This is a genomic window from Citrobacter sp. GW821-FHT07H02 (assembly GCF_059418505.1).
Genome location: NZ_JBWKPZ010000001.1, coordinates 282,326 through 300,979 on the forward strand (window position 1 = coordinate 282,326; position 18,654 = coordinate 300,979).

The 18,654-nt window shown below is 50.7% G+C and carries 21 protein-coding genes; 5 read left to right on the forward strand and 16 right to left on the reverse strand.

What is annotated here, in order from left to right:
- Positions 1 to 12 precede the first annotated feature (12 nt).
- On the reverse strand, positions 13 to 1,395 hold the full coding sequence (dcuC, locus tag AC07NP_RS01260; protein ID WP_494659338.1) for an anaerobic C4-dicarboxylate transporter DcuC: 1,383 nt from the start codon (positions 1,393 to 1,395) through the stop codon (positions 13 to 15).
- Positions 1,396 to 1,804: 409 nt separating this feature from the next.
- On the opposite strand from dcuC, the gene pagP reads away from it, so the two are divergent.
- Together pagP and cspE are read left to right on the forward strand one after the other, a co-directional pair.
- On the forward strand, positions 1,805 to 2,368 hold the full coding sequence (pagP, locus tag AC07NP_RS01265; protein WP_494659339.1) for a lipid IV(A) palmitoyltransferase PagP: 564 nt from the start codon (positions 1,805 to 1,807) through the stop codon (positions 2,366 to 2,368).
- Between the two features lie 187 nt (positions 2,369 to 2,555).
- Complete coding sequence (cspE, locus tag AC07NP_RS01270) at positions 2,556 to 2,765, forward strand: transcription antiterminator/RNA stability regulator CspE (protein WP_000034826.1); 210 nt, start codon at positions 2,556 to 2,558, stop codon at positions 2,763 to 2,765.
- A 53-nt stretch (positions 2,766 to 2,818) separates the two neighbouring features.
- On the opposite strand, the gene crcB is transcribed toward cspE, so the two are convergent.
- The gene (gene crcB, locus AC07NP_RS01275; protein WP_203358514.1) at positions 2,819 to 3,202 is read right to left on the reverse strand and encodes a fluoride efflux transporter CrcB; all 384 of its coding nucleotides are present in this window, start codon (positions 3,200 to 3,202) and stop codon (positions 2,819 to 2,821) included.
- A 90-nt stretch (positions 3,203 to 3,292) separates the two neighbouring features.
- Between crcB and AC07NP_RS01280 the strand changes: the two genes are divergently transcribed.
- Positions 3,293 to 4,081, forward strand: a complete 789-nt coding sequence (locus AC07NP_RS01280) for a deaminated glutathione amidase (RefSeq protein WP_494659340.1) — start codon at positions 3,293 to 3,295, stop codon at positions 4,079 to 4,081.
- Between the two features lie 128 nt (positions 4,082 to 4,209).
- A complete protein-coding gene (gene tatE / locus AC07NP_RS01285; protein WP_192611531.1) occupies positions 4,210 to 4,413 on the forward strand; it encodes a twin-arginine translocase subunit TatE in 204 nt (67 codons plus the stop codon).
- A gap of 96 nt (positions 4,414 to 4,509) precedes the next feature.
- Here the strand turns inward: tatE and lipA are convergent, their stop codons facing one another.
- From lipA to AC07NP_RS01340, 11 genes are all read right to left on the reverse strand, one after another.
- Entirely contained in the window at positions 4,510 to 5,475 is a 966-nt protein-coding gene (gene lipA / locus AC07NP_RS01290; RefSeq protein ID WP_494659341.1) for a lipoyl synthase, read from the reverse strand.
- Between the two features lie 187 nt (positions 5,476 to 5,662).
- The gene (locus AC07NP_RS01295; protein ID WP_494659342.1) at positions 5,663 to 6,637 is read right to left on the reverse strand and encodes a YbeF family transcriptional regulator; all 975 of its coding nucleotides are present in this window, start codon (positions 6,635 to 6,637) and stop codon (positions 5,663 to 5,665) included.
- A 298-nt stretch (positions 6,638 to 6,935) separates the two neighbouring features.
- Positions 6,936 to 7,577, reverse strand: coding sequence for a lipoyl(octanoyl) transferase LipB (gene lipB / locus AC07NP_RS01300; protein ID WP_494659343.1), 642 nt, complete (start codon positions 7,575 to 7,577; stop codon positions 6,936 to 6,938).
- 98 nt (positions 7,578 to 7,675) lie between these two features.
- Positions 7,676 to 7,939: a DUF493 family protein YbeD gene (ybeD, locus tag AC07NP_RS01305; protein ID WP_000850547.1), complete on the reverse strand. Its 264-nt coding sequence runs from the start codon at positions 7,937 to 7,939 to the stop codon at positions 7,676 to 7,678.
- Between the two features lie 107 nt (positions 7,940 to 8,046).
- Positions 8,047 to 9,258 carry a D-alanyl-D-alanine carboxypeptidase DacA gene (dacA, locus tag AC07NP_RS01310; protein ID WP_494659344.1) on the reverse strand — a complete coding sequence of 404 codons (1,212 nt, stop codon included), beginning with the start codon at positions 9,256 to 9,258 and terminating at the stop codon, positions 8,047 to 8,049.
- 141 nt (positions 9,259 to 9,399) lie between these two features.
- Positions 9,400 to 10,491, reverse strand: coding sequence for an endolytic peptidoglycan transglycosylase RlpA (gene rlpA / locus AC07NP_RS01315; protein ID WP_494659345.1), 1,092 nt, complete (start codon positions 10,489 to 10,491; stop codon positions 9,400 to 9,402).
- Between the two features lie 10 nt (positions 10,492 to 10,501).
- The gene (mrdB, locus tag AC07NP_RS01320) at positions 10,502 to 11,614 is read right to left on the reverse strand and encodes a peptidoglycan glycosyltransferase MrdB (protein ID WP_203358508.1); all 1,113 of its coding nucleotides are present in this window, start codon (positions 11,612 to 11,614) and stop codon (positions 10,502 to 10,504) included.
- Positions 11,615 to 11,616: 2 nt separating this feature from the next.
- Positions 11,617 to 13,518 (reverse strand): peptidoglycan DD-transpeptidase MrdA, encoded by a 1,902-nt coding sequence (mrdA, locus tag AC07NP_RS01325; RefSeq protein WP_494659346.1) that lies wholly within the window; start codon positions 13,516 to 13,518, stop codon positions 11,617 to 11,619.
- A gap of 31 nt (positions 13,519 to 13,549) precedes the next feature.
- Positions 13,550 to 14,017 (reverse strand): 23S rRNA (pseudouridine(1915)-N(3))-methyltransferase RlmH, encoded by a 468-nt coding sequence (rlmH, locus tag AC07NP_RS01330; RefSeq protein WP_003022725.1) that lies wholly within the window; start codon positions 14,015 to 14,017, stop codon positions 13,550 to 13,552.
- 3 nt (positions 14,018 to 14,020) lie between these two features.
- A complete protein-coding gene (gene rsfS / locus AC07NP_RS01335; RefSeq protein ID WP_162382576.1) occupies positions 14,021 to 14,338 on the reverse strand; it encodes a ribosome silencing factor in 318 nt (105 codons plus the stop codon).
- 257 nt (positions 14,339 to 14,595) lie between these two features.
- A complete protein-coding gene (locus AC07NP_RS01340; protein ID WP_203358506.1) occupies positions 14,596 to 15,207 on the reverse strand; it encodes an adenosylcobalamin/alpha-ribazole phosphatase in 612 nt (203 codons plus the stop codon).
- 98 nt (positions 15,208 to 15,305) lie between these two features.
- On the opposite strand from AC07NP_RS01340, the gene cobD reads away from it, so the two are divergent.
- A complete protein-coding gene (cobD, locus tag AC07NP_RS01345) occupies positions 15,306 to 16,400 on the forward strand; it encodes a threonine-phosphate decarboxylase CobD (protein WP_494659347.1) in 1,095 nt (364 codons plus the stop codon).
- Here cobD and nadD read toward each other — a convergent pair.
- From nadD to lptE, 3 genes are read right to left on the reverse strand one after another with little or no spacing between them, the layout of a single operon-like run.
- Positions 16,375 to 17,016 carry a nicotinate-nucleotide adenylyltransferase gene (gene nadD, locus AC07NP_RS01350; protein WP_494659348.1) on the reverse strand — a complete coding sequence of 214 codons (642 nt, stop codon included), beginning with the start codon at positions 17,014 to 17,016 and terminating at the stop codon, positions 16,375 to 16,377. The genes cobD and nadD overlap by 26 nt on opposite strands.
- Positions 17,017 to 17,018: 2 nt before the next feature.
- Entirely contained in the window at positions 17,019 to 18,050 is a 1,032-nt protein-coding gene (holA, locus tag AC07NP_RS01355) for a DNA polymerase III subunit delta (protein WP_494659349.1), read from the reverse strand.
- A complete protein-coding gene (gene lptE / locus AC07NP_RS01360; protein WP_494659350.1) occupies positions 18,050 to 18,643 on the reverse strand; it encodes an LPS assembly lipoprotein LptE in 594 nt (197 codons plus the stop codon). The genes holA and lptE overlap by 1 nt, the downstream gene beginning before the upstream one ends.
- Between the last annotated feature and the right edge of the window lie 11 nt (positions 18,644 to 18,654).

Consider the following 18,654-nt stretch of genomic DNA (forward strand, 5'->3'; position numbering starts at 1 on the left):
GGCATTGATACGTTAGCCGCCAACGATCGCGGATGAGGCTGGCACCATGACTTCAGTCGCGACAATGACGATCAGCAGTCCCACCATCACCGGGACAGATGTCCGCTTCACCACTTCAAAAGGAGAGATTTTCGCCATACCCGCAACGGCAACGACTACGCCGGATACCGGGGAAATAGTACGTCCCAGATTTGACGCCTGCAGCATGGGAATCGACAGATAAGCCGGATTAATGCCGGAAGAGTGCGCCAGTTTCGGGATCATCTCCACAAAGGCGTAAAAAGGCGCATTACCGGAGCCTGTCGTCATGGCCGCGAGCATGGTCAAAATCACGAGGACCAGCATCAGAATGATGCTTGCTGAGCCAAAAGAGGTGGCAATAGAGATCAGACTCTGAATAAAACCGATGGTGCTCAGACCCTGAGCGAACACACCCGCCGCCACTAACAGCATGACCACGCCAGCAAAGGCGTCCGCCATTCCCCGATACGCCACTTCCAGCCCGGAAAATACTTTTTGCGTATTGAAACCACGAACAAATTCCAGCAATGCCGCTAATAACATACAGCTCACCAGAATCGTAATAATGTGCAGTTGCGGGCCCCATTTGCCATCAAACACCAGAACACCAATGATCGGGGTAAACGGCAGTATTGCGTAAAAAGAGGGCGCGCTGGTGGTGATTTCATTCACATCGAGCATTTCATGTGAAATATTTTCTTTTTTATCCAGATAACGCTGCCAGAAAAAGTGGGCGATCGCCATGCCGATAATGGCGGCGATTGAGATAGGCAGCGTGGTTTTGAATGCAAAATCGATCAGTGGCATTTCCGCTGCTTTTGCGGCCAATACGACATCACCAGAGGTTGGCGAGAGAATAATCGCTGCCGGGGAAGCACAAATTGCAGCGGCTGCACCACGACTGATACCGACGTTGACCATCACAGGGAAGAGGGTCGCCATCAGCAGTACGCCAAGCCCCGTTGCGGAGGAAACGGCCAGCGACATCAGGCAGGCAACAAAATACGCGGCGATCATCAGTAAATAGGGCGAGTTGATATACTTCAGGGGCTTAGAGGCTAATTTGACCACCATGTCGTTGGCGCCAATATGCGTCATATAAGCGGCGAAACCACACAGCATCATGATCATCATGCCAAGATCGCCGCCGCGACTCATTAGCAGAATTTTAATATATTCAACGATATCCGTCGCGGTATAGCCTGTGCCAGTTTCACTGGCGGGTAAAACTTTGTGCCCCATGAGCGCACTGATAATTAGCAGTACTAACCCACCAACAAATAATACGCCGGTGGCTGAGTAGCCTTTAATGATGTAGCGCGCTACACCCACAATAACCACAACCCCTATAAGGAGTTCAATAAATATCAACATTATTTCCCCTGTCGCATGGACACCCAGAAAGTGAAAACGAAGTAAATGACTTCAAAATAGTATAAAAATGTGCCGAATAAACCGTATTCCCTTGCTGATTGAAATCAATAAAAAGACGGATTCAATGCAGGGCAGCCTTTTTTTTAGACAAAATCTCATTTGTTTTTAATTTGATGTGAATTTGATGCGATATTGTTAATTTGCAAGTAATGGCTGGATTTAAATAAGGTTGAGTCTATTTCCATACAATGAGGGTGGGGATTTGTGAGCGTTATTCCTGCTAGGAAATACAATCGCAGACAATAGAACACCCGCACTTTGCGATTTTTCTCAGTTCCCTTTTTGTTAAGGTTTCATTTGAGTTGGCTTTGTTACGATCGCCGTCGAACCCAAGAATGGTAATTATGTTGTGATTGTCGCTAAAAAGTATTTTCTTATTTATTCATTTCTGTTTGCTCAGTTGATACTCCTGCCTCAGGTCTTTGCAGAAGACAAAGGGTGGCTTGATACGCTGAAGGAGAATGTTGCGCAAACCTGGCAACAGCCTGAACATTATGATCTTTATGTCCCAGCGATTACCTGGCATGCGCGATTTGCCTACGATAAGGAGAAAACGGATCGTTACAATGAACGTCCGTGGGGCGTGGGGTTTGGTCAATCACGCTGGGATGATAAAGGTAACTGGCACGGTCTTTATATTATGGCCTTTAAGGATTCTTATAATAAGTGGGAGCCGATTGGAGGCTATGGCTGGGAAAAAACCTGGCGACCGCTAGCGGATGAGAATTTTCATATGGGGTTAGGTTTTACGGCGGGGGCCACCGCACGCGATAACTGGAATTATATCCCTGTTCCCGTTTTATTACCGTTGGCTTCCATTGGCTATGGGCCCGCGACATTCCAGATGACTTACATCCCAGGGACCTATAACAACGGGAATGTCTACTTTGCATGGATGCGCTTTCAGTTCTGACGCCTGAGTTCCGGACTTTTCTTAATCAAAAAACATCAATAAAAACAAAGTGTAATAACAGTTAGCTAAAAAATAACGCGACATTTATCACTTTTTGGCAAAGTTCGACTGGACAAAATGCACCACAATTGATGTACTGATACCCGACACAGCATTTGTGTCTATTTTTCATGTAAAGGTAATTTTGATGTCTAAGATTAAAGGTAACGTTAAGTGGTTTAATGAGTCCAAAGGATTCGGTTTCATTACTCCGGAAGATGGCAGCAAAGACGTGTTCGTACACTTCTCTGCAATCCAGACCAATGGTTTTAAAACTCTGGCTGAAGGTCAGCGCGTAGAGTTCGAAATCACTAACGGTGCCAAAGGCCCTTCTGCTGCAAACGTAACCGCTCTGTAAGCATACGACAGCAAGAATTCAAAACCCGCTTAATTGCGGGTTTTTTTTCGCTCCTAGTGCGCAGTCGACGCTGAAAAAAGCCAGAAGGCCATTGCCGTCATTGCAAAAGACCCTAACAGGTTGACCAGCACATTAAGCATAGCCCAGCCAAAACGTCCTTCCTGTAGCAGAAAAACGACCTCAGCTGAGAAGGTAGAGAATGTCGTTAAGCCGCCGCAAAAGCCCGTGGTGATGAGCACTTTCCACATCGGGTCGATATTCGTCATGCGATTGAACCACGCAAGCCCCATACCAATGATAAAAGCACCCAATAAGTTTGCCACGAGTGTGCCAACAGGGAGCGCCTGATGCAGCGGGTTAAACCGCATACTCAACAGCCAGCGTGCAACGCTACCTGTACCGCCACCAATAAAAACTGCTAAAAGAAGTTGTAACACAACACAATCCTGCTATTTGATTGGTATAGGGGTGAGTGTAACGCTGAATAATCCTCTTTGGCGAGTTCAACAAACGTAAGTGGAGGGAATATGTTCGTTGCAGCAGGGCAGTTTGCGGTGAGTCCCTTGTGGGAGAAAAATGCACAAACATGCGTCTCGTTAATGTCTCAGGCGGCAGAAAATGGGGCTGCGTTATTGGTGTTGCCAGAGGCGTTATTGGCGCGTGACGATCTTGACCCCGACTTGTCGGTAAAATCAGCCCAGCTTCTGGAAGGGGGCTTTTTGACTCTCTTGTTACGTGAGAGTGCCAGCAATGCCATGACGACCATTCTGACCCTTCATGTTCCCTCCACGCCGGGGCGGGCATTTAATATGCTGGTCGCTCTGCGTGCGGGCAAGATTGTTGCACATTACGCGAAACTTCATCTTTACGATGCCTTCTCGATACAAGAGTCCCGCAATGTGGACGCAGGCGATGCCATTGCGCCGCTGCTGGAGGTTGATGATATGAAGGTTGGCCTGATGACCTGTTACGATTTGCGCTTTCCTGAGCTGGCACTGGCGCAGGCGCTTCAGGGGGCGGAATTGCTGGTACTTCCTGCTGCGTGGGTCAGAGGGACGCTTAAGGAGCATCATTGGTCAACGTTATTGGCTGCCAGAGCGCTGGACACCACATGCTATATGATTGCCGCTGGGGAGTGCGGTAATAAAAATATTGGCCAAAGCCGTATTATCGATCCGTTTGGCGTCACAATAGCCGCTGCCGCCGAGACACCGACATTGATTATGGCGGAGGTTTCCGCGCAGCGAGTTCGCCAGGTCCGGGCGCAACTTCCGGTGTTACATAACCGACGATTTGCGCCACCGCAATTATTATGACGTATTTTTAAACAATGCTTGATTCACCTTGTTACAGATTGCTATTGTGTGCGCGCGCCAAAAGACCGTTACAATTTTCAGGTTAATACGGCGCGTAACGCAGCCTGTTTTAAGTTAAGAAGGTATCTATGGGTGAGATTAGTATTACCAAACTGCTGGTGGTTGCCGCACTGGTTGTTCTGCTGTTTGGTACCAAGAAGTTACGTACGCTGGGTGGAGACCTGGGATCGGCAATTAAAGGCTTCAAGAAAGCGATGAACGATGAAGATGCCGGAGCGAAGAAAGACGCAAGCGGCGACGTTCAGGCTGAGAAACTCTCTCACAAAGAGTAATACCCGGAGCAGGATGTCCGCACGTTATACTCTACAGAGAAAAAAACCGGCGATTTGCCGGTTTTTTTGTCTGAAATGTAAATGAGTGTTACACGATCACTTAACTTCCAGTCCTTTTGCCTGCAGGTCTGCATGGTAAGAGGAACGAACAAACGGTCCACATGCGGCATGGGTAAAGCCCATCGCCATCGCTTCCGCTTTCATCTCATCAAACTCTTCAGGGCTGACATAGCGCTGTACCGGCAGGTGGTGACGACTTGGCTGCAGATACTGACCCAGCGTCAGCATGGTCACGCCATGACGACGTAAATCGCGCATAACTTCAATGATTTCAGCGTTGGTTTCACCCAGACCGACCATCAGACCCGATTTGGTTGGGATCTCCGGATGCACTTCTTTGAAGCGTTCCAGTAACTTCAGAGACCAATTGTAGTCAGCCCCCGGGCGAACCTGGCGATAGATACGCGGAACGTTTTCCAGGTTATGGTTAAAGACATCCGGTGGTGTTTCTGTGAGGATTTCCAGCGCGCGATCCATACGGCCACGGAAGTCCGGTACCAGCGTCTCAATTTTGATCGTCGGGCTTTTCTCGCGAATGGCCGTAATGCAATCAGCAAAGTGCTGAGCGCCGCCATCACGCAGATCGTCGCGATCGACGGAGGTGATGACAACATAGCGTAACGCCATATCAGCAATCGTCTGCGCCAGTTTTGACGGTTCGTTGGCGTCCGGGGCGACCGGACGTCCATGTGCAACGTCACAGAACGGACAACGGCGAGTACAAATCGCGCCGAGGATCATGAACGTCGCGGTACCGTGATTGAAACATTCAGCCAGGTTAGGGCAGGAGGCTTCCTCGCAGACAGAATGCAGGCCATTCTTACGCATTGCTGCTTTGATGCCCTGAATACGAGTGGAGTCCGCTGGAAGCTTTATTTTCATCCATTCCGGTTTACGCAGCAGGGCTTCACGCTCTGTTGCCACATTTTTAACCGGGATAAGGGCCATCTTATCGGCATCGCGGTATTTAACACCGCGTTCCATCACAATGGGTTTACTCATAGCGTGCGTGTTCCAGTTGCGAATAACGAAGGTAAGCGTTTCAATTCAAGGGAATGTTGTATTTATCAACTATTTTTGAATTAGCTATACGCAGTATATCATTGAAACGGGCCATAAAGCAGCCTGAGTGGCCGGCAAAATGTAAAATAGTTGTTGTTTTGTGCTCTTCATCCACCCTCCCGGGTGGCTAAGCAGCAACATCTTCACATCGGAAAGCATCGCGTATGATGTCGATAACGTTCTCAAGAATAGGATCGCGCAGGCTCACTTTGTTGTAATGCAGCGAAAATGCGATTTTTTCATCGTTGAGAGCGGCGTAAGGAATATTTTTAAGCGACCAGCAATGGCTAAACAACGTATAAAAACGTGCAGGCATCATGCCGATCACATCGCTGTTCGCAATCATCGACGCGATAGTAAAGATGTTGTAGCTACTAAAACTGACCTGCCGTTCCGGGAACATCTCTTGCACACGTTGACGTAACGGGTGCAGATTCTGACCTTCCAGCATCAGCAGGGTATGCTCTGCATTCTTCAGATTGTCTTCGGTAAGTGATACCGAAAGCAAAGGGTGATCCTGACGACAGACAAGCTCCATGGTGTCTGTAAACAAGACGTGGCGGTGTATCGTCTGATTGTTATAGGTGTGGTTGTCGATGATCAGGTCTGTCTGAAACTGGGCCAGTTGGTTTTCCGCATTGCTGACGGGAATGTTGCGCAGCAGAAGTTGCGGGTAACGCTGCCTGATGGCTTTGTAGATTTCAGGCATGACCAGCGCGCCGACAGAAGGGGTTGTGCCGATGGTAATCGTGCGTTGCTTATCGTAACTGCCTGTCAGATCCAGTGCCCCAAGAATCGATTCCAGGCCCTGGCTGATATACTCATGCAGGTGTGTGGCGTAAGTGGTTGGCGTAACGCCCTGACCTTTTCTAATAAATAAGGGGTCCGGGAATATCGTCCGTAGTTTTTGAATAGACTGGCTAATAGCAGACGGCGTCAGATTGAGAATTTTGGCAGCATTAACAATGCCTTTATGGACATAAACCGCTTCAAAAATAGTCAAAAGGTTAAGATCAATATTTCTTAGTGTCTTGAATATTTGAGGCTTTTCTTCTAGTTGATGTTCGGGGGGACGTTTTTCAGACAGGTTATTGTCATTCACTTTTTTGCTCCGGAATCATTCGTGATATGAATGATGTAATAAATACAATATTCTAAATATATATTTTAGATTGAAAGTTAATCAATGTTGTTATCTGTATTTCTTTCAATAAAAGAGTCGAAAAATATTCTTTATTTTTCATATAGTCCGCCAATTCATCATACGGTTGGATAAAGTGGACTCCATAACGACGTTATAGTTGATTAATTGAAAGTATAGAAAGTGGGCGGAGAAGTAAAGCATTCAAAGTGTATATAGTTAATGACCCAAAAATATATGGGTCATTATATTTTACGGATTACGCCTGGATATATTCATGCTCTGGATTGTTAAGTAAAGCTAACATGTTCGCCAGCAATCGGGGGCGTACATTGTCGGTTGTCGCTTCGCTATCCCATTGAGATATTTTGGTCATTTCCATCCCTGCGTAGCCACAAGGATTGATACGTAAGAACGGCGAGAGATCCATATTTACGTTAAGTGCCAGACCATGAAATGAACAGCCGCGACGGATGCGTAAGCCCAAAGAGCAAATTTTCTTTTCGCCAACATAAACACCTGGCGCATCAGCACGCGGATGCGCGTCGATATTCAGCTCGGCAAGGGTATTGACGACAGTCTGTTCCAGCAACGTGACCAGCTCACGTACGCCCAGCTTACGGCGCTTAAGATCCAACAGTACATACATCACCTGCTGGCCAGGGCCGTGGTAAGTGACTTGCCCGCCGCGATCGCTCTGGATTACGGGAATATCTCCCGGCATTAATACGTGTTCCGCTTTACCGGCCTGACCTTGCGTGAAGACAGGATGATGCTCAACCAGCCAAATTTCATCATTGCTGTTTTCATCGCGGGTATCGGTGAATTCGTGCATAGCCTGGGAAACGGGCTCGTAAGGCTGAAGACCGAGCTGGCGGACAAGAATTTTATCCTGATACAAAACGGCATCTCCGTAGAGAATGAATTAAAGAGGGGAGAGTATAACACAGAGGGAAACGCTGTTACCCGGACGACGCCGGGTAACCACGGTAATACGACTTACAGCACCATACGAACGATGTCGATGTTGCCTAATTCTTCATACAGGGTTTCTACTTGCTCAATGTGGGTAGCATTGATGGTGATAGAGACCGAGTGGTAATTGCCTTTGCTGCTTGGTTTTACCGTCGGGGAGTAATCACCTGGCGCATGGCGCTGTACCACTTCAACCACCTGATCAACCAGCTCAGGCAACGCCTGCCCCATTACTTTGTAAGTAAATGGTGTAGGGAATTCAAGCAGTTCGTTAAGTTTGGTTTTCATGTCAGCTCCGGCGTAACGTAAATAAAATAATAACTCCCGCCAAAAGCGGGAGTTTTACTGATGCTTAGTATATGGGGATGGAAATCACACTTTCAAGTGTTCAATTTTTAACCAAACCAGTGGTGGAACATTAACTTAATGTAATCAACGATTTTACCGAAGAAGTTACCTTCAGGAATTTCCTGCAGCACCACCAGTGGGCGCTGCTCGATGGTTTTACCATCAAGCTGGAAGTTGATTGTGCCGACCACCTGGTTTTTCTGCAGTGGAGCATGCAATTCAGTTGTGTTCAGAACATAGCTGGCTTTCAGGTCTTTCATTCGACCACGCGGGATCGTCAGGTAGACATCTTTATCGACACCTAACGAGGCGCGATCGGTATCACCAAACCAGGCGGGTTCAGAAGCAAACTCTTTGCCGACCTTCAATGGGTTTACGGTTTCAAAGAAACGGAAGCCCCAGGTCAGCAGTTTTTTGCTTTCTGTTTCACGCCCTTTGTAAGTACGACCGCCCATCACCGCAGAAATCAAACGCATCTGACCTTCGGTCGCAGAAGCGACAAGGTTATACCCTGCTTTATCAGTGTGGCCCGTTTTGATACCGTCGACCTTCAGGCTGTTATCCCACAGCAGACCGTTACGGTTTAACTGACGAATACCGTTAAAGGTAAATTCCTTTTCCCGGTAGATGGAGTATTCGTTAGGTACGTCGCGGATTAAGGCCTGACCGATCAGCGCCATGTCGCGCGCAGAGCTGTATTGACCGTCAGCATCAAGACCATGCACCGTCTGGAAATGCGTGTTTTGCAAGCCCAGCGCGCTGACGTAGCTGTTCATCAGGCCGACAAAGGCGTCCTGGCTACCCGCGGCGAAATCAGCCATCGCGACGCAGGCGTCGTTACCGGATTGCAGATTAATACCACGGATCAACTGTGAAACTGGAACCTGCATACCGGGTTTCAGGAACATCAGGGATGAACCTTTAAATACCGGGTTGCCTGTCGCCCAGGCGTCGTTACCGACAGTAACCAGATCCGATTCTTTAAATTTACCGGCTTTCATTGCCTGACCAATGACATAACTGGTCATCATCTTCGTCAGACTTGCCGGGTCGCGACGCATGTCAGCGTTCTGCTCTGCCAGGACTTTTCCGGAATTGTAATCGATCAGGATGTATGACTCCGCATCGATCTGCGGAACACCCGGGATCATGGTTTTAATATTCAGGTCATCGGCATGCACAGCGGATATGGAGGCTGCGCAAAGAGCCGTGGTGAGCGCCATGCGCTGCAGGAAACGAGCGGAAAAAGTGGTCTTCATGGTCTGAACTACGACATCCGTGATGAAATTAAAAAAAGTGCCCTACTATAGCAAATGCTATACCCGCAGGCATCTGACTTTCGGCATGACTTTGTTAGCGTCATTGACAAAACTGACAGTTCAGATGCCTGCTTTACACCGCTACGCGCCGGTAATAAAGGACTGTAATTGAGCTTCGGATTGCAAACGTTGTTGCAGGGTACTGGCTTCGTTTTTACTGCCGAAAGGCCCGAGTTGAATACGCCAGACTGCCCCGTTTTGAACTACGCGACCCGATACACCAAACTGCTGGCTTAAGCGCTGTTGATACTGTTTCGCGCGAGCCTGATCGCTCACGGCACCGACCTGAACCACAAAGTGACCGCTGGTAGACGCCGATGAGACTGGCGTTACTGCCGCGCTTGATGTGGGAGTGGTGACGGGTGACGTCGTGGTGGGCGCAGGTGCAGGCGTCGGTTCGCTACCTTCCAGTACGCCTGGCGCTAACGTAGTTGGCGCCCCCAGGAAACCACTGCTGCTGACTGGCGCCCCGGCAGAATCTTCGCTTGTTAGCGTCGAGTTGCTGATCGGGCGAATATCACCTTGTGGTTGTGTCGGTTCTGGTGCGGAAGACGCACCTCCCATGCCGCTGCTGAGATCAGGGCGAGAGGGCAGGGCGTAAGTTTGTTTCGCAATGGTCGTACACGCCATACCGGGTCCGGAGAGCGATCCGTCCTGAGCCACAATAATAGGGTCAATCCGCACTTTGGTATTGTTCGACGTATTCAGTCGGTCGGCAGCGGCACGGGAGAGTGAAATCACCCGATCATTGCCGTAAGGACCGCGATCGTTGATACGAACGACAATCATGCGACCGTTGGCCAGGTTAGTGATTCGCACATAGCTGGGGATCGGCAGCGTTGGGTGCGCGGCGGTAAGCTGCATAGGATCGAACGCTTCGCCTGACGCGGTCAGGTTGCTACCCGGCTCGGCATCATAAATAGCGGCGAGCCCAGCCTGGCTAAAGCGAGAAGGATCCTGCACGATTTTGTAGCTTTTACCGTCGCGCTGATAATCCTGATTTGCCGTTGGGTTGAGCGGTTCAAAACGCGGATCGGCTCCGCTGATTTCAACAATCGGCCCATTACATACCGCTGGCTGCGGTGCGACGGTCGTTTGTTGCTGACCATCATCACTCGTACATGCCGCGAGCATTCCTGCTGCGATGCAGATTCCAAACCACTGCTTACGCATTGCGTACCCCTTACACGCTTTTCGACAACATTTTTCTGTGGGTGTGGATCGACATAACAATCCCGAACCCGGCCATCAGCACGATCAGTGCGGAGCCACCATAACTGACCAGCGGGAGTGGAACCCCGACAACGGGCAGAATACCGCTCACCATACCAATATTTACGAAAACATAAACGAATAATATCAACATCAAACCGCCAGCCATGACTCGGCCGAAGGTGGTTTGCGCCCTGGCGGCAATCCACAGCCCGCGCATGATCAGCAAAATATAAAGTGCCAGTAGAATGAGTATACCGACCAGACCGAGCTCTTCCGCCAGCACCGCGAAGATAAAGTCGGTATGGCGTTCGGGTAAGAATTCCAGCTGCGACTGCGTGCCGTGTAACCAACCCTTGCCGCGCAGGCCACCGGAGCCAATGGCAATTTTAGACTGGATAATGTGATAACCCGCACCCAGAGGGTCGGTTTCCGGATCAAGAAGCATCATTACGCGTTGGCGCTGATAGTCATGCATCAGGAAGAACCACAAGATGGGGATAAACGCGGCAACCAGCACCACGGCAACGCCAATCAGTCGCCAGCTCAGGCCGGAAAGGAACAGCACGAACAGACCGGAAAGCGCGACCAGAATCGAAGTGCCAAGGTCGGGCTGTGCTGCAACCAGCAGCGTTGGCATGAAGATCAATACCAGCGCGATCGCCGTGTTCTTTAATGATGGCGGGCAGACATCACGGTTGATAAAGCGCGCGACCATCAGAGGGACCGCTATTTTTGCAATCTCAGAGGGTTGAAAGCGCACGATGCCAAGATCAAGCCAGCGTTGTGCCCCTTTGGATATTGCGCCAAAGGCATCGACCGCCACCAGCAAAATAATACAGATAATATACAGGTAGGGTGCCCAGCCTTCGTAGACTCGAGGGGGGATCTGCGCCATCACCACCATGACCACCAGACCCATGGCGATTTGCCCTACTTTTCGCTCCATCATGCCAATATCCTGACCGCTGGCGCTCCAGATAACCAGTGAGCTGTATACCAGCAGCGCAAGCAGAATAAGCATCATGGTGGGATCGATATGAATCTTGTCCCAGAACGTTCGTTTATTCGGATTATCCGTCATGATTATTGGTCCTCCGCCGCTGTAACCGCTGGGTTTTCCGCTGGCAAATTGGTGTTGTTGTCACCCAACATGATGTGGTCGAGGATTTGACGCATGATCGTACCTACCGCCGGACCTGCACCACCGTTTTCAAGGATGATAGCCACGGCAACCCGGGGATCGTTGTACGGCGCGAATGCCGTCATCAGTTTATGGTCACGTAAACGCTCGGCAATTTTGTGCGCATTGTAGGTTTCATTGGCTTTCAGACCAAAGACCTGCGCGGTACCGGATTTTGCGGCAATTTTGTAAGGCGCGCTGGCGAAGTATTTATGCGCAGTACCGTTCCCACGGTTTGCCACGCCATACATCCCGTCTTTAGCCAGTTCCCAGTAGCCCGAATGGATATCCCCGACCGGTTTTTCGGGCGGTTGTTCCCAGGGAACCTGTTTACCGTTTTCTGTTGTACTCATCAGGAGATGGGGAACCTTCACCACACCGTCGTTGATCAGGATCATCAGCGCTTTACTCATCTGGATAGGCGTCGCGGTCCAGTATCCCTGACCGATACCCACCGGAATGGTATCACCCTGATACCACGGTTTCTTAAAGCGCTTTTGCTTCCACTCGCGGGTCGGCATGTTGCCGGAACGCTCTTCGGAGAGGTCGATCCCGGTATAATGACCGTAGCCAAACTTACTCATCCACTCGGAGAGGCGGTCTATCCCCATATCATAGGCAATCTGATAGAAAAACGTATCCGCCGACTCTTCCAGTGATTTCGTGATGTTAAGGTGGCCATGCCCCCATTTTTTCCAGTCGCGGTAGCGCTTCTCGGAACCTGGCAACTGCCACCAACCTGGGTCAAACAGACCGGTATTACGGTTGATCACGCCTGCACTGAGCGCAGATACCACCACATACGGTTTCACCGTCGAGGCGGGAGGATAAACGCCCTGGGTGGCGCGGTTAACCAGCGGCGTATTCGGATCGTTGAGCAAACCTGAATAATCTTTGCTGGAGATGCCATCGACAAAGAGGTTAGGATCGTAACTTGGCATGGAGACCATCGCCAGTACGCCGCCCGTTTGGGGATCGGTCACCACGACAGCGGCACGACTGCCTGCCAGCAGCGTTTCGATATATTGCTGAAGTTTGAGATCCAGCGTCAGGTAGATGTCGTGCCCGGCCTGCGGTGGCACCTCTTTAAGCTGGCGGATCACGCGACCACGGTTGTTGACTTCAACTTCTTCGTAACCCGTCTGACCGTGCAGAACCTCTTCGTAATAACGCTCAATACCGAGCTTACCGATATCATGCGTTGCGGCATAGTTGGCCAGTTTGCCGTCTTTATCAAGGCGCTCGACATCTTTGTCGTTAATCTTCGAAACGTAGCCAATGACGTGGGTCAGCGCAGAACCATACGGGTAGTAGCGACGTTTGTAGCCTTTCACTTCCACGCCGGGAAAACGGTACTGATTGACGGCAAAACGCGCCACCTGTACTTCTGTCAGGTTCGTTTTAACGGGAATTGAGGTAAAGCGGTGGGAGCGCGAGCGCTCTTTTTTGAAGGCAGCGATATCGTCATCGTTTAAATCGACGACACTGCGCAGCGCATCCAGCGTTTCCTGAACGTTATCCACCTTTTCCGGCATCATTTCTATCTGGTAAATGGTGCGGTTAAGGGCTAAGGGAATACCGTTACGGTCGTATATGATCCCGCGACTGGGGGCGATAGGCACCAGTTTGATACGGTTTTCATTTGAACGGGTCTGATAATCGGTAAAACGCACGATTTGCAGATTATAAAGGTTGGCGATGAGCACGCCGGTCAGCAGCAATATACCCAAAAAGGCAACCAGCGCCCGGCGCACAAACAGCGCGGACTCAGCCGTATAGTCGCGAAAAGAATTCTGTAGTTTCATCCGCTGCTTAATCTACTCAAGGCTTAAACGATCACTCACGGTGATAAGGGTGATTGGTGGTAATGCTCCACGCCCGGTACAGACTCTCTGCGACCAGCACCCGCACAAGAGGGTGGGGAAGCGTTAGCGCAGAGAGGGACCAGCTTTGTTCTGCCGCCGCTTTACAGGCAGGAGATAATCCCTCCGGGCCGCCAATCAGCAGGCTGACGTCGCGGCCATCCAGCTTCCAGCGTTCCAGTTCTGTCGCCAGTTGCGGCGTATCCCAGGGTTTGCCTGGGATATCCAGGGTGACGATGCGGTTTTTGCCTGCGGCGGCCAGCATCTGCTCACCCTCTTTGTCGAGTATGCGTTTAATGTCCGCGTTCTTGCCGCGCTTTCCCGCTGGAATTTCTATCAGCTCAAAAGGCATGTCTTTTGGAAAACGCCGAAGGTACTCCGTAAATCCCGTTTGTACCCAGTCAGGCATTTTCGTGCCAACAGCGACAAGTTGAAGCTTCACGCATTAACTCCAGAGTTTTTCCAGTTCGTACAGACGACGGCTCTCTTCCTGCATGACATGAACGATGACATCGCCCAGGTCAACGACGATCCAGTCCGCGACGTTTTCACCTTCAACGCCGAGCGGCAGCATGCCGGCAGCGCGAGATTCCTGTACCACGTGGTCGGCGATGGACATAACATGACGGCTGGATGTACCGGTGCAGATAATCATGCAGTCGGTGATACTGGATTTACCCTGAACGTCTAAGGCGATGATGTCCTGACCTTTCAGGTCATCAATTTTGTCAATAACAAAATCCTGGAGTGCTTTACCCTGCAAGTTTTCCCCCTGGGGTATGAATAGAGATAAAAAGGCCAGTTAGTATACCTGAACCAGAGGCGATGTCGGGACAAAAGTCACCGAACAGGCTTTAGAAAGTGGGCTATCATCCCACCCCACGCAACAGAATGCATCGCCATTTTTGTAAAACAATTTCTGCGAAGCTCTGAACGACGAAAAAAGTCTGGCTGCGGAGGATATCAGCCTGTCAGGGGGTGTCAATGATCGCGACGCCGCTGAAGTGAAAAAAGAGCGTTTTACTCACCTGGCTTCCAGACTGCCCGACTGTTCAATACCTTTAAGGTGGCAAAATCTTCACAGAAATCAATGGCGCTCCAACTGCCCTGATCGACCCGGAAATGCCATATCGAGGTGGCGGGCATCGATAATAGCCGTGCAATCAGCAGGCTCAACACGCCCTGGTGGCTGACCACCAGTAAGTTATTATATTCTTTGTAATCAGATAATTGTGCGATGAACCGTTCGATGCGCTGCGAAAATGCCTGGAAACCTTCGCCATTGGTGGGAATGGCGTTTTGCCAGTCTGCGCACCAGGCGGCGTAGCTTTCCGCGTCTTCACGTGCCAGATCGCGATGGTGTCGCATTTCCCAGTCGCCAAAAAACATCTCATTAAGCTCCGGCAAAATACGTACCGGAACGTCGCGTTCATGCAGGACTAACCGCGCGGTGTGGCGGGCGCGCTCCAGTTCACTGCAAAACACGTTCTCGAAAGGTACATCACGCAGCAATGTATTCAATGTGCTGGCCTGTGCTATTCCTTTGTCTGTCAGTGGCGTGGGTGCATGGCCACTGTATAGCCCGGCTACGTTAGCTTCGGTTTCCCCATGACGTACTAACCAGAGTCGCATTTTTCCCCTCTTGATACCTATTCACGCAAAACATGATATTCGCCCTGATTGCGCAAGGATTTTTCAATAAACTAGACGCTTTTAACCGGAGCGGCACGATGCCTCTACTGAAGAGTGAACATGGCGGTAACACCCGGGAAGCCGCCGCATTGTTGGGCATCTTGCCTGAACAGTTGCTGGATTTTAGCGCAAATATCAATCCCCTGGGTATGCCTGAAAGCCTAAAACGCGCGATCATCGACAATCTTGCCAGTGCAGAGAAATATCCTGACGTGGAATATTTCAGTTTGCATCAGGCGCTGGCACGACATCACCACATTCCTGCTGCGTGGATTCTGGCGGGCAATGGCGAAACAGAGTCTATCTTTACGCTGGTTAAAGGCCTCAAACCGCGCCACGCGATGATAGTGACCCCTGGATTTGCCGAATACCGTCGGGCGCTACAGTGGGGGGAGTGTCAGATTCATGAGTTTGCGCTTCGCGAAGCCGATGGCTGGCAGTTGACTGACGCGATCCTCGACGCATTGACGCCTGAGCTGGATTGCCTCTTTCTTTGTACGCCCAACAACCCGACCGGACTGCTGCCTGATCCCCATTTGATCCTGACGATCGCCGAACGCTGTAAAGCGTTAGGGATCGCCCTGATCCTGGACGAAGCGTTCATTGATTTTATTCCTGATCAACAGGGATTTATTCCGCGACTGGAAAAACATCCGCATATCTGGGTTCTGCGCTCGCTCACCAAATTTTACGCAATACCGGGTCTGCGTCTGGGGTATCTGGTCAACAGCGACGAATGTGCCGTGGCGAAGATGCGCAATCAGCAAATGCCGTGGTCTATCAATGCGTTTGCGGCGCTTGCTGGCGAGATTATTTTGCAGGATACCGCTTATCAGCAGGCGACGTGGCAGTGGCTGGCGCAAGAGGGGCAGCGATTTTATGCGCTTTTGCGTGCATTGCCGGGACTGATGGTGTATCCCGGCCAGGCGAATTATCTTCTGTTACGCTGTGACAGGAAGGGCATTGATTTACAACAAGCTTTGCTGGAGCAACATATTTTGATTCGCAGTTGCGCCAACTACCCAGGGCTTGATGCCCGTTTTTACCGGGTAGCAATTCGTAGCCGCGAGGAGAATAACCGGGTGCTCACTGCGCTAAGCGAAGTGTTTACCGATACAGCCCCTGCTGATTGATGTAATTCAGAACGGACTCTGGCAGCAAATCATCGCAGGGTTCACCTTTTTCCAGACGCTCACGAATTAACGTTGCGGAGATATTGAACCATGGGGTTTCTGCCAGATAGATTTTGCCCGCAGGGAACTGGTGTAAATCATCTGGCAGAGACGTCAGATGGCGTTCCAGCCATTGCTGATGTTGCTCATTTGCCATCTGCAGCGGGTATCCCGGACGCCGACAGACGATCAAATGGGTATTGCCCAGAATGGTTTCATAGTCATGCCATGAGGGAAAGGTGAGCAGTGAGTCCTGGCCGATGATAAAGGCCAGAGGGCATTCCTGGCCCTGCTCAATCCGCCATTCGCGCAGCGTTTGCGCGGTGTAAGAGGCGGTGGGGCGCTTCAGCTCACGCTCATCCAGGACAAATAACGGTTTGTCGGCGATGGCCAGTTCAAGCATGTGTTTGCGCTGGATACCCGAGGCTTCTGGTTGCTGGCGATGTGGTGGCACGTTGTTGGGCATGACAATGACCCGGGACAAGCCGATCAAATTGGCCAGCGTTTCTACGGGTTTGAGATGACCATAATGCACCGGATCAAAGGTGCCGCCAAACAGAGCCTGCAGTGATTTCATAATCAACCATCAATAAAAACATCGGCCAGTGCTTTATGACAGAGCAGGAGAGAGAGTCCCTCCAGCTCAGCCCACACCGACTGACCATAATCTTGTTTAAGCGTAATTTCTGTACGTGTCAGTAACTGTACTGCCTGGCGGAGTTGAGTCTGACTCAGACGATTCAGCGCATCGCCCACCATGCCCCGGCGATTTTGCCATACCCGATGCTTATCAAATAAGGCGCGCAGCGGCGTATGCGCCGATTGTCGTTTCAGGTTAACCAGTAACAGTAACTCACGCTGTATTGTGCGCAGCAGAATCACGGGTTCGCTGCCTTCGAGCCGTAGCTGTTGCAAGATATGCAGCGCGCGTTTGCTTTTGCCCATCAGCAACGCGTCGACCCAATGGAAAGGGGTAAAATGGGCGGCATCGTTAACGGCTTGCTCCACGCGCGGCAGCGTGAGTTTCCCGTCGGGCCACAACAATGACAGCCGTTCCAGCGCCTGCGCCAGCGCTAACAGGTTACCTTCATAGCAGTAACACAGCAGCTGATTTGCCGCGTCATCCAGATGCAGACCATTTTGCTTTGCCCGTGCGGCAACCCAGCGCGGAAGCTGGGCTTGCTCCGGCGTCTGGCAACTGACCTGCACGCCAGCTGCTGCCAGCGCGGTGTACCATGCTGCATTTTCCTGGGCTTTGGTGAGTTTATTGCCCCGAACGATCAGCAGGAGATCGTCATGCAGAAGGGTCGTCAATGTCGCAAGTTGCTCGTTGATGGCAGCGTTAGGACCATTCTCGGGAAGCAGTAAAAGGAGTGTTTGCCGACTGGCAAACAGACTCATGGCCTGACATATCGAGAAAAGTGAATCCCAGTCGGTACTGGTATCGATCGTGACGGTGTGGTGTTCTTCAAATCCATTGTCGGCAGCGACCTGACGGATAGCATCCTGGCTTTCCTGTAAAAGGAGCGGGTCGTTGCCCAGCAATAAATACGCCGCGCGCAGCCCTTCATTGAGCTGTGCGCGGAGTTGTTCAGGGTACAACTTAAGCATCAGTTACCCAGCGTGGTAGTGACGCGTGACGAAGAAGATGCCGGAGCGGCGGTTGAACTCTCAACAGTCTTGTCGTCTTCTTTGGATGACTGAGCATCAGCAACATGAACGCTCGGCAGTTTACGAATCAACTGTTCGGCAGCCTTGTCGTACATCTCTTTGACGATCATCTCCTCTTCGTTATCCTTCGCCAGCGCCATCTGCGAGTTATCGAAGAACGAGCGGTATACCTTCACACTGATAGGATAAATGTCATTCCCGGGAACCAATACGCTGGCGTTAACGGTCATCACCATTTGATACTCCGCCGTTTGACCGTCCTGGAAAACAGAGGCCGTATCTTTTGCGATACTCACCCGGCCCAGACGCAACGACGGAACATCCTGACGCATCGAATCTTTATCAAGCAATTCGATATCATTCAGACGTAACTGATTACGCACCGCACGGCTTAACGGACCGTTTGGATCGCCTGAGTCCAGAATCATGGTTTTCATCGTGTCAGGAACCTGCGTGGTATTACGCAGGTGCCAGCCACACCCGGCGGTGGTCAGCACCGCCAGAGATAACACCAATGTTGTCAGAAATCGCACGCTTCCTCCCG